The organism is Stenotrophomonas sp. (assembly GCF_031995405.1).
Lineage (GTDB): Bacteria > Pseudomonadota > Gammaproteobacteria > Xanthomonadales > Xanthomonadaceae > Stenotrophomonas.
Genome location: NZ_DAMAGC010000040.1, coordinates 22,930 through 32,373, shown reverse-complemented (window position 1 = coordinate 32,373; position 9,444 = coordinate 22,930). Strand labels below are relative to the sequence as shown.

The window sequence follows — 9,444 nt, the reverse complement described above, 5'->3', positions numbered from 1 at the left end:
GCGGGACACGCCGCAAGTACGTCCGTGTAGGCTCCCAAGCCGCATCCATGCGGCTTGAGGGTCCCGCCAACCTACCCACGCCAGCCCCTCACACTTGGCGGGTGGCCGGGGGATGGCTGGAGGCAGAGAGCCGAAAGCTGGAAGCTGGGAGCTGGAGGGGAGGATGAGAGGTCAGGCGGGGCGGGAGTGGCGCCCGAATCTCGGCACCACCGGGTCGCATTGCACGGGTAGAGCCGAGCCATGCTCGGCTGCTCTGCGACGGGGTGTGCAATGTCTGTAGGTGTGTTGCCGAGCATGGCTCGGCACTACCGGGCGCGCTTTGCATGGGTAGAGCCGAGCCATGCTCGGCTGCTCTGCGACGGGGTGTGCGGTGTCTGTGGTGCTGCTGCCGAGCATTGCCCAGCACGACCGGGCGCGCGCTTGCACGGGTAGAGCCGAGCCATGCTCGGCTGCTCTGCGACAGGATGTGCGATGTCTGTAGGTGTGTTGCCGAGCATGGCTCGGCACTACCGGGTGCAGGATGCGGGCACTTGGCGGTGTGCGCCGTGGGGCGGGGTGTCTGGAGCGTGCGGGCGTTGGCCGCGGTCAGGCGCTGCTGGCTTCCAGGTGGGTGAGATACAGGCGCAGGTCGAATTCCAGCTGGTGGTAATCGGCTTCCATGTGCGTGCAGAGCTGGTAGAAGGCTTTGTTGTGGTCCGATTCCTTCAGGTGCGCAAGTTCGTGCACCACGATCATTTTCAGGAACGGGGCCGGCGCCTCGCGGAACACCGTGGCGATGCGGATCTCGCGGCTGGCCTTGAGCTTGCTGCCCTGCACACGCGACACCGTGGTGTGCGTGCCCAGCGCGTGTTTGAGGACCTGCAGCCTGCTGTCGTAGATCACCTTGGACAGCGGCGCCGACTGGCGCAGATAACGCTCTTTCAATCCCTGGGTGTAGTCGTAAAGCTGCCGGTCGTTGCGCACCGTGTGCAGGTCCGCGTAGCGGCGCTGCAGCCACGGGCCCAGGCGATCGCCCGCGATCAGGTCGCGGACCTGCTGTTGCAGGGCCTCCGGATAGCCGGCGAGGTACTTCAGGGCGGTCATGGACGACGGTTGGGGCGGAGCGGGTGGACCAGTATGATGGGCTCCGGAATCCCGCAATAACAGATGCTAGGCGTATGGCGAAGGCAAATCCCCTGCAGGAGCAGCTGCTCAAGGCCGGGCTGGTCAAGAAGTCCCAGGTCTCACAGGCCGCCCGTGAACAGGTCAAGGCCCGTCACGGCAAGGCCCCGGTCGCGCCCAGCGAAAGCCAGCGCGAGGCCGATCGGCTGCGCGCCGAGAAAGCGGAACGCGACCGCGCGCTGGACGCCGAACGCAAGGAAAAGGCGCGCGCCCAGGAGCTCCAGGCGCAGGTCCGGCAGATCATCGACACCCACAAGGTCAAGCGTGAGGGCGAGAGCGAATACCGCTTCAACGATGGCACCGTCATCCGCACCCTGCTGGTCAACGCCACCCTGCGCAGGCAGTTGGCGTCGGGCGCGCTGGTCATTGCCCGTTTCGGCGACGGCTTCGAGCTGCTGCCGCGCGCGGCGGCGGACAAGGTGCGCGAGCGCGATGCCAGTGCCATCGTGCTCGACAACGCCCAGCCCGGCACCGAGCCGAGCACCGGCAATGCCGAGGACGATGCGTACTACGCCCAGTTCCAGGTGCCCGACGACCTGATCTGGTAACGCCAGGCTGAAGCATTCACGCGGCTGCCGCCGCGTTCAGCCGTGCGTTGGCCGCGGCCGCCGGCCCAGGTCTATGCTGGAGGTCTGACACCGGCATGGGAGACACATCATGGCGACAGGTTGGGCAGGCGACGGTGCGGTCCAGGACCAGATCGACGCCACCGTTGATGACGCCATCCAGCGCGCCCGCGCGCAGCTCAAGCAGGGCCCTGGATTGACCCACTGCGAACACTGCGACGCGCCCATTCCCGAGGCGCGGCGCAAGGCCGTGCCCGGCGTTCGGCTGTGCGTGCGCTGCCAGGAAGAGGAAGACGCCGCCCAGCACGACAGCGGCGGCTACAACCGACGCGGCAGCAAGGACAGCCAGCTGCGCTAGGGACCGGCCGTTGGCCGGTATGCTCAACCGTCGCCCTGGATGCCGCCCGGGGCCTGCGAAGGGTCGCGCCAGCGGCGCACCGTACGCTGGAAGAACATGTTGTTGGGGATCTGCAGCACGGTGCCCTCATGACCGCCGTCGGTTTCCTGCAGCGTGGTATAGATCAGGTTGACGTCGATCACCCGGCCCTTGAGCCCGGGCTTTTCGCCGTTTTCCAGCAGCTCGATGTAGTCGTGCAGGCGGAACGGCCGGGTGGTGAAGATCAGCAGCGTGCAGAAGATGTTGGACAGCACGCTCCACGCGGCGAAGAAGGCCACCGCACCCACTGCGGCGAAACCGGTGAAGGCGGTCCACAGCACCGAGGCCGATGCGCCGACGATGCTCAGCACGATCAGCACCGCGCCGAAATTGATCACGAAGCTGCTGATGCGGCGCGCGCCCATCACCATTTCCGGCGGCAGGGTGTAGTGCTCGCCGAGGCGGCGGATCAGGCGTCGGGCGATCAGGCGCAGCAGCCAGGCGGCCAGCACGGTGAGCAGGATCTGCACGGCGGGAATGCCGTACTGCAGCCACTCGTGGGTCCAGGTAGGCAGGTGGTCTTTCATGTAGAGCATGGATCCTTGCAGCGATAGTGCTGTAAACGCCTATCTTAATGCGCGGGCCGCAAGGTTTTCGTCAAAGGGGATCAGGCCAGCTGGTGCGCCTCCAGACGCGCGATCAGCGCCGATACGCACAGTGGCGCATGCGCGGCGTACTGCACGCACAGGTCCGGCTGCGGGGGAATCGACAGCCGGATCGTCACCGGGCTCCATGGCAGGGTGCAGCTGCTGGCCAATGACAGCAGCAGGACAAGGCAACTGGAGGACATGGCGGGTTCCTTGGCGGTGGCCGGTGGGGTACGCAGGCTTGGATGCAGCCGGCCGCAAAAAGGTTTAGAGCGGCGACCGGAACAATCGTCCGGGGTCCTCTAAACCTTTTCGCTGGACCCCGCATCCAAGGGATATGCTCAACGCCACCATGCCCGCGTCCCGCGCCCCGACCGACCCTGTCGACGACCATGCCCTGGTCCGCGCGGCGGTCGGCGGCGACATGGCGGCCTACGAACGCATCTACCGACGCCACTCGCCGCGCATGTATGCGGTGCTGTGGCGGTTGTGCGGCGGCCACGCGGCACGCGCCGAAGATGCGTTGCAGGAAGCATTTCTGCAGGCCTGGAAGGCGCTGCCGGGCTTCCGTTTCGACAGCAGCCTGGGCACCTGGCTGCATCGGCTGGGGGTCAACGCGGCGCTGATGGAACTGCGGGCCAATGCCGTCGAACAGGCCTGCGACGCCGGCGAAGAGGGCTGGGACAGCCTGGCCACGCTGGCCTCGGTAGAGCGTTGCGCGGGCACCAGCATGGACCTGGAGCGCGCGCTGGAAACCTTGCCACCGCGCGCCCGTGCGGTGCTGGTGCTGCACGACATCGAAGGCTGGAAACACCAGGAGATCGCCGAGCAGCTGCAGATGGCTGTAGGCAGCTCCAAGGCTCAGTTGCACCGTGCGCGTGGACTGTTGCGCGCACGCTTGGGAGAAACCGCATGAACGACCGTATCGACAACGACAACGACTTCGACCACGACGGACTGCAGGCGCAGCTGCGCGCACTGCCGGGCGAACGCCTGCCGCCGGCGCGGGTGTGGCAGGCCATCGCCGCGCAGTTGCCGGCCATGCCGCTGCCGGCTGCGGCGGCCCCGCCGGCCGCAGCGGTGACGGCGATCGTGCCGCGTCGGCGCTGGCCGCTGCACCTCGGCCTCGGTCTTGCCGCGGCATTGGGCCTGGTCATGGTGGTGCCGATGCCGGCACCGCAGACACCGCCGCCCACGCTGGTGCAGCGCCAGGCCGATGCGATGGTTGCCGAGTACCAGCAGGCGATGGCCGCGTTGCCGGCCGCGCAGGTGGGCGGCGACTGGCAACCGGCGCTGCATGAGCTGGACAGCAGCGCCGACCACATCCGCGCGGCGATTGCCGAAAACCCGCGCTCCCGTTCGCTGCTCGCGCAGCTGCAGCGCACCTATGCGCTGCGTCTTGAACTTACCCAGCAAGCGGTCATGGCCGCCGCTGGCCTGCCATCCTGAAGGAGATCCACCATGCACACATCACTACGTCTGATCGCCGCCCTGGGCCTGTTGCTGCCGCTGGCCGTGCAGGCGGCCACCCGTGTCGACGAGCGCGCGCCGCTGGGCGCCGGCGGCCGGGTGGAACTGAGCAACATCGCCGGCAAGGTCAGCGTGCGCGGCTGGGACCGCAACGAGGTGGCGCTGAGCGGCTCGATGGCCGACGGGCTGACCCTGAAGCAGGACCGCAGCGCCAACCGCGTGCGTTGGGAGGTGGTCTATCCGCGCAACAGCAATAACGGCGGGGCGACGCTGGAACTGCGCGTGCCGCGTGCGGTGGAGGTGCAGCTGGGCACGGTGAGCGCGGACATCGACGTGGCCGATGTGGATCTGCGCCGCCTGCAGGCCAATGCGGTCAGCGGCAGTGTTTCCGCGGCCGGCCGCAGCGGCGAAACCACGTTGAGCACGGTCAGCGGCGGGATCCGGTCGCAGGTACAGACCTCACGCCTGGACCTGCGCGCGGTCAGCGGGCCGGTGCAGGCCGCTGGCGGAATATCGGGCGAGGTGGCGGTGGAAACTGTGTCGGGCAGCATCAAGGTGGATGCGGGCCGGGTACAGCGTCTGGCCGCCGAAGCGGTGTCGGGCAGCCTGAACATCGCCGCATCGGGAGTGGCGCCGGGCGGCAAGGTAACGTTGCAGACCGTGAGTGGGTCGATCGGGCTGCAGTTGCCGCGGTCGGTGTCGGCACAGCTGAGCGTGAAGACCTTCAGTGGCGATATCCAGTCCGATGCGGGCACGGCGGAGCGGCCGCGTTACGGCCCGGGCCGTACGCTGGATACGAAACTGGGCGGTGGCGATGGGGACATCGCGATCAATGCCCATTCGGGCAATGTGCGGGTGGGGCTGGGCGGACGTTGAGTGCGGCCCCCGCACCGGCACAGGGCCGGTGCGGACGGCTGCAGGTCAGCCGGCTCTCTTCAGTGCCAGGGTGTTGCCGAGCACTTCGATCTTGCCACCACTCTTGCGGAACGCGGCCAGGTCGGCTGCGATGCTGGCGCTGTTGACGGCGGTGCTGGAACCTTGCTTGCGGTCAACGCGAACGGTGTTGCCTGCCTTGGGGGAGGTCTTTGGCGTACGGGCCATGGATGCTCCTGTCATGGTTAAAACGTGGATAAAATCGTCGACAGGTCGTGCTGTTGTCGACGGTAGTCCTGCCGCACATGGCGGCAGTCATCGCCGCCCATGTCAAACTGGCGGCAGATGGCGGGACGCTGCGAATAGATGGTGCAGCGCAGGTGATAGGGGTCGATGGCGGCACACCAGCCTTCGTCGTTGCGCGCCATGACGGTGCGCCCGGCCTCGTCACGGTCCAGCAGGTAGCCGGGAACGGCGTCGCCGGGCATGACGGTCACCGACATCCGGCAACACACCGCGTCACAACGGCGGCAGTCGATGGGGTCGGGTTCGGCAGCGGAAACTGGGGCTGGTACAACCAGGCGTTCGCCCAATCGAATCTCTCTTGGCGGCTCAGGGGCAGTACGCTGGGAACGAGCCGGATCACAGCGTAAAAGCGATCCCGGCGCCCGGGACGGATCCGAAGGCGGCAGCATCGTGAAGGACGGTGGCCTGTACGAGGCCCGGATGACATGCGCGTTGCGCACTGAAGCCGAAAGATGATAGCGCTTTTGGCGTAACGTTTTGTTAATACCGGCTCGCCATGCGGCGAAAAGCCTTGTGCCGCTTGGGTTTTCCGCTACTGCCGAGGTCTCTATCTGGGGCCGAAAGGCTGTAAATCAAGTGCACAGCCTGGCGCCCAGGCGCAACGCCGGACGCCATCCCCCGGGCACGTTCGAGACGCGCGCGACACAGGGGAAAGCGCAACAACCATCCAAACCGCTGGAGCCGAGCGTTGCTCGACTCCGGCTGCGCCGCCATCGGCAATGCCGCGCCAAGCCCGGCACGTTCTACGCTGCCATCGGTAGTGCTGCGCCACGCCCGGCACCTCTCCACCCAACCAGAACCGCTCCGCTCTCCCCACGGAAACCGACGCCCTGTCAGGGGCGGGGGGTGTGGGTTGCCGGGACCGTCAGGCGCCATGGATGGCGCCTGCGAGCTTACAGGGACGTACTTGCAGCGTGTCCCGGCAATCCACACCCCCCGCACCACCCCGGCCAAACCAACGGCTCCAGACGAGCGTCGGATTCAATCAGCCGCCGCCCACGCCAACCCGTGCACCACACCGAAAGACGGGTTCCCACGCACCAACGTCGCGCCCGGGAACGCGGCAGCCACCGCATCCTGCAGATACCCGGCGCGCGACATCCCGCCGGTGAGGAACACCGCCGCCGGATCGTGGCCGATATCGGCACGGACCTGCTCGAGCAGCCCCCGCAGTTCGCCCAGGTAATTGCCCGCAGCGGCTTCCAGACGCGCACGCTCCACCTGCACGGCCATGCCGCGCTCGATGAAATCCAGCGCACTGTCGTGCTCGGCCGTGCTGCTCAGCGCGATCTTGCAGCGTTCCACCTCGCGGTACAGGCGCGCCGTGTTGCCGGTGTCCTGCAGCGCCTGCATGCGCTTGCCCCACGGCTGCTCGGCGTCGCGATAGCTGTGCTGGCGGAAATCGCGCTGGCGGGTCATGTCCTGCACCATTGCCGCTTCCACGTAATGGTGCGCGGGGATACGGCTCACCCCGCGCCCGAACAGCGGCATGTACGCGCCCAGGCTCAGGGCCAGGTCGATATCGGTACCGCCGCGGGCGATACCCCAGGCACGGTGGATCTTCGGTGCCTGCGTGCCGCCCACGCGCGCATGCGCGATGTCGGTGGTACCGCCGCCGATGTCGACCACGATCGCCTCGTGTTCCTGCGTGCTTTCGGCGTGGTAATGCATCGCCGCCGCCGCCGGCTCCTCGAGGAAATCGACGTCATCGAAACCGGCGGCGATCGCCGCGGTATGCAGGATCTCCAGCGCCTGGTCATTGCCAGCTGCGCCGATCGAACTGCGGAACTGCACCGGCCGGCCCAGCGTGGCCGTGCGCACCGGCCGGTCCAGCTGGCGCGAAGCGGTCAGGCGGATGTGCTCGAGGATGTGCGTGGCGATGCCGGTGATGGTCTGGCGCGCGCGCGGATGCAGGTTGTAGCCGAGCATCGATTTCGGGCTCTGCACCAGGTTGCCTTCGTTCTCCTCAAAGTAGGCTTCCAGCGCATCATCGCCGTAGACCGCGTTCTGCAGCAGCTTGGTCGAGGTGAGCGGGGCACGCATCTGCTCTTCCATCCACTGCCGACGCACCACGCGCAGGGCTTCGCGGCGCAGCGCATCGGGCGCGCGTTCCTGGCCGGCGGCACGCGCATCGCGTGCGGCCGCGTCGATCAGGCGGGCCAGCTCGCGCTCCAGCGCCGGGGTCAGCTCGAAGTCGTTCGGGTCGCGCATCACCTCCGGGAAATACACCGTGGTGCGGAACTGCTCGGCCTGGCCGAACTGGATCGGCACCACCCTGCCGTCCACCACCGCAGCGGCGGCGGAGTTGCTGGTGCCAAAGTCGATGCCGATTTTCATGCAGGCCGGGCCGGAGGTCAGGGGGCGCGCACTTTGCGGCAAGCGGGCCAGCGGTGCAAGGGCTGGAGGGGTGGGCGGTTACAATAGGGGTTGTTCAGTTTACGAAGGCGTCACCATGTCCACCGCTCCTGCCTGCCCGCAATGCTCCCTGGAAAACACCTATGCCGATGGCGCGCTGTGGATCTGCGCCGACTGCGGACATGAGTGGACCGCGGCCGAGGCCGGGGGCGAGGCGCAGGTGGTGCGCGACAGCAACGGCAACGTGCTGGCCAGCGGCGATACGGTCACGGTGATCAAGGACCTGAAGGTGAAGGGCTCGTCGATCCCGCTCAAGCAGGGCACGGTGATCCGCAACATCCGCCTGGTCGAAGACGACGCCGAACATATCGAAGGCAATTCGGAGAAGATCAAGGGGCTGGTGTTGAAGACCTGTTTCCTGAAGAAAGCCTGAGACCGGCTCAGTTGACCGCGGCGCTGCGCTGGCGCCAGCGGTTCAGGCTGTCCAGCTTGGCCTGGTACTGGGCCTTGAGCACATCGGCGTTGTCGCCGGCGAGGTCGCGCGCCCGCGCCATCTCCCTGGATGCCCGTGCGTTGTCGCCGGCAAGGAAATATGCCCGCGCCAGCCCGAAATGGAACGGGTGCGCGGTGGGATACAGGCTCACCGCGCGGCGGTAGTAGCCGATGGCGGCAGCGTAGTCATGCCGCTGCTCGGCCTCGTTGCCGAAGCGGAACTGTGCGAACGGATCGCCGCGTTGCACGTGCTGCAGGCGGGTGGCCAGCTGCGCGGCCTGGCGGGTGTCGCCCAGCCGGCGATACAGCGCGCTGGCATTGGTCAGGCTGGCGGCGTTGCGCGGCTGCAGCATCAGCGCGGTGCGGTAGTCGCGCTCGGCCTCGGCCAGGTTGCCGCTGCGTGCGTCGAGCACGCCGAGGTTGTTCCAGCCGGCGACGAAGGCCGGGTCCAGCGTCAATGCCGCCTGCAGATAGCGGCGCGCCTGTGCCACATCGTCGCTCATCCACATCGCGCCACGGTTGTTGTAGAAGTGCGCCAATGCGCGCTTCTGGTCGATCGGCTGCGGGCCGTAACGGTCGTACAGCACGTTGCGGTCCAGATCGACCACGGCGGTGTTGCCATTGAGCGTCACCCCCGCGTTGACGTGGCCCACGTTGTAGATCACGCCCTGGTCTTCGTACCAGGTCACCACCTGGGCCACTTCCTGCACGCGCGCGTCGATACCGGCGGCGCGCGCCAGGGTCACGAACAGCAGGGTGAAGGACAGGCAGTTGGCGCGATGGGTCTGCCAGGTTTCGGTCAGGGTGTGGGTGGCGTAGGGGTCGTAGGACAACTGCATGCCGTCGTCGTCGAAGATCAGGTGTACCAGCCGCTGCACCCGCTGTTCGCGTGAGTAACCCGGCGCGATCACCCGTTCCTGCAACAGCGCCTGCAGCGCCGGGGGAATGGCCAGGATCTGCTCCGGGGTGGGCGGCGCGGCCGGGGCACTGGGCACTGCCGTCGCGGCGGCGGCCGGTTCTGCCGCGGTGGCCGGCAGCGCGGCGGCCAGCAGGGCCAGCACCATCAGGGATCTCCAGGCGGACATCGCGTTTACCTCGCAGGGGCACCGACGTATCGGTCCCAGTCTAGGCCCGGCCCGGGCCGATGGCGTGCCGCTTGTCGGCCCGACCCGCCATCCACAGCCGGTGTGGATCAGCC

General features: G+C 67.6%; 13 protein-coding genes. 6 read left to right on the top strand and 7 right to left on the bottom strand.

All coding sequences use genetic code 11. The annotated features are described in order from the left end of the window. Positions 1-585: 585 nt before the first annotated feature. Positions 586-1,083, bottom strand: coding sequence for a M48 family metallopeptidase (locus RTO53_RS09525; RefSeq protein WP_312237561.1), 498 nt, complete (start codon positions 1,081-1,083; stop codon positions 586-588). A gap of 74 nt (positions 1,084-1,157) precedes the next feature. Here RTO53_RS09525 and RTO53_RS09520 point away from each other — a divergent pair, with 74 nt between their 5' ends. Together RTO53_RS09520 and RTO53_RS09515 are read left to right on the top strand one after the other, a co-directional pair. Next, positions 1,158-1,709, top strand: a complete 552-nt coding sequence (locus RTO53_RS09520) for a DUF2058 domain-containing protein (protein WP_312237560.1) — start codon at positions 1,158-1,160, stop codon at positions 1,707-1,709. A 109-nt stretch (positions 1,710-1,818) separates the two neighbouring features. Continuing rightward, positions 1,819-2,085, top strand: a complete 267-nt coding sequence (locus tag RTO53_RS09515) for a DksA/TraR family C4-type zinc finger protein (RefSeq protein WP_312237559.1) — start codon at positions 1,819-1,821, stop codon at positions 2,083-2,085. 23 nt (positions 2,086-2,108) lie between these two features. Here RTO53_RS09515 and RTO53_RS09510 read toward each other — a convergent pair whose 3' ends face one another. Next, positions 2,109-2,690 (bottom strand): mechanosensitive ion channel family protein, encoded by a 582-nt coding sequence (locus tag RTO53_RS09510; protein ID WP_312237558.1) that lies wholly within the window; start codon positions 2,688-2,690, stop codon positions 2,109-2,111. 80 nt (positions 2,691-2,770) lie between these two features. After that, complete coding sequence (locus RTO53_RS09505) at positions 2,771-2,953, bottom strand: hypothetical protein (RefSeq protein WP_312237557.1); 183 nt, start codon at positions 2,951-2,953, stop codon at positions 2,771-2,773. Positions 2,954-3,087: 134 nt separating this feature from the next. Between RTO53_RS09505 and RTO53_RS09500 the strand changes: the two genes are divergently transcribed. Genes RTO53_RS09500 through RTO53_RS09490 form a run of 3 tightly spaced genes read left to right on the top strand, consistent with a single transcriptional unit; the run spans position 3,088 to position 5,096 of the window. Continuing rightward, entirely contained in the window at positions 3,088-3,666 is a 579-nt protein-coding gene (locus RTO53_RS09500; protein WP_312237556.1) for a sigma-70 family RNA polymerase sigma factor, read from the top strand. Next, positions 3,663-4,199, top strand: coding sequence for a hypothetical protein (locus RTO53_RS09495; protein WP_312237555.1), 537 nt, complete (start codon positions 3,663-3,665; stop codon positions 4,197-4,199). Before RTO53_RS09500 ends, RTO53_RS09495 begins: the two co-directional genes overlap by 4 nt. Before the next feature lie 12 nt (positions 4,200-4,211). After that, entirely contained in the window at positions 4,212-5,096 is an 885-nt protein-coding gene (locus RTO53_RS09490; RefSeq protein ID WP_312237554.1) for a DUF4097 family beta strand repeat-containing protein, read from the top strand. Between the two features lie 45 nt (positions 5,097-5,141). Here the strand turns inward: RTO53_RS09490 and RTO53_RS09485 are convergent, their stop codons facing one another. From RTO53_RS09485 to RTO53_RS09475, 3 genes are all read right to left on the bottom strand, one after another. Continuing rightward, positions 5,142-5,321: a hypothetical protein gene (locus RTO53_RS09485; protein ID WP_256775876.1), complete on the bottom strand. Its 180-nt coding sequence runs from the start codon at positions 5,319-5,321 to the stop codon at positions 5,142-5,144. Between the two features lie 17 nt (positions 5,322-5,338). Further along, positions 5,339-5,632, bottom strand: coding sequence for a YkgJ family cysteine cluster protein (locus RTO53_RS09480; RefSeq protein ID WP_312237563.1), 294 nt, complete (start codon positions 5,630-5,632; stop codon positions 5,339-5,341). A gap of 748 nt (positions 5,633-6,380) precedes the next feature. After that, on the bottom strand, positions 6,381-7,736 hold the full coding sequence (locus RTO53_RS09475; protein WP_312237553.1) for an Hsp70 family protein: 1,356 nt from the start codon (positions 7,734-7,736) through the stop codon (positions 6,381-6,383). A gap of 115 nt (positions 7,737-7,851) precedes the next feature. On the opposite strand from RTO53_RS09475, the gene RTO53_RS09470 reads away from it, so the two are divergent. Continuing rightward, a complete protein-coding gene (locus RTO53_RS09470; RefSeq protein WP_312237552.1) occupies positions 7,852-8,187 on the top strand; it encodes a zinc ribbon domain-containing protein YjdM in 336 nt (111 codons plus the stop codon). 7 nt (positions 8,188-8,194) lie between these two features. Here RTO53_RS09470 and RTO53_RS09465 read toward each other — a convergent pair whose 3' ends face one another. Next, complete coding sequence (locus RTO53_RS09465; protein ID WP_312237551.1) at positions 8,195-9,331, bottom strand: tetratricopeptide repeat protein; 1,137 nt, start codon at positions 9,329-9,331, stop codon at positions 8,195-8,197. Between the last annotated feature and the right edge of the window lie 113 nt (positions 9,332-9,444).

Bases quoted from the DNA above. Each gene is read 5' to 3' on its own strand.
- RTO53_RS09525 (WP_312237561.1), bottom strand. From the start codon at position 1,083: ATGACCGCCCTGAAGTACCTCGCCGGCTATCCGGAGGCCCTGCAACAG.
- RTO53_RS09495 (WP_312237555.1), top strand. From the start codon at position 3,663: ATGAACGACCGTATCGACAACGACAACGACTTCGACCACGACGGACTG.
- RTO53_RS09505 (WP_312237557.1), bottom strand. From the start codon at position 2,953: ATGTCCTCCAGTTGCCTTGTCCTGCTGCTGTCATTGGCCAGCAGCTGC.
- RTO53_RS09465 (WP_312237551.1), bottom strand. From the start codon at position 9,331: ATGTCCGCCTGGAGATCCCTGATGGTGCTGGCCCTGCTGGCCGCCGCG.
- RTO53_RS09490 (WP_312237554.1), top strand. From the start codon at position 4,212: ATGCACACATCACTACGTCTGATCGCCGCCCTGGGCCTGTTGCTGCCG.
- RTO53_RS09485 (WP_256775876.1), bottom strand. From the start codon at position 5,321: ATGGCCCGTACGCCAAAGACCTCCCCCAAGGCAGGCAACACCGTTCGC.
- RTO53_RS09510 (WP_312237558.1), bottom strand. From the start codon at position 2,690: ATGAAAGACCACCTGCCTACCTGGACCCACGAGTGGCTGCAGTACGGC.
- RTO53_RS09500 (WP_312237556.1), top strand. From the start codon at position 3,088: ATGCTCAACGCCACCATGCCCGCGTCCCGCGCCCCGACCGACCCTGTC.
- RTO53_RS09515 (WP_312237559.1), top strand. From the start codon at position 1,819: ATGGCGACAGGTTGGGCAGGCGACGGTGCGGTCCAGGACCAGATCGAC.
- RTO53_RS09475 (WP_312237553.1), bottom strand. From the start codon at position 7,736: ATGAAAATCGGCATCGACTTTGGCACCAGCAACTCCGCCGCCGCTGCG.
- RTO53_RS09520 (WP_312237560.1), top strand. From the start codon at position 1,158: ATGGCGAAGGCAAATCCCCTGCAGGAGCAGCTGCTCAAGGCCGGGCTG.
- RTO53_RS09470 (WP_312237552.1), top strand. From the start codon at position 7,852: ATGTCCACCGCTCCTGCCTGCCCGCAATGCTCCCTGGAAAACACCTAT.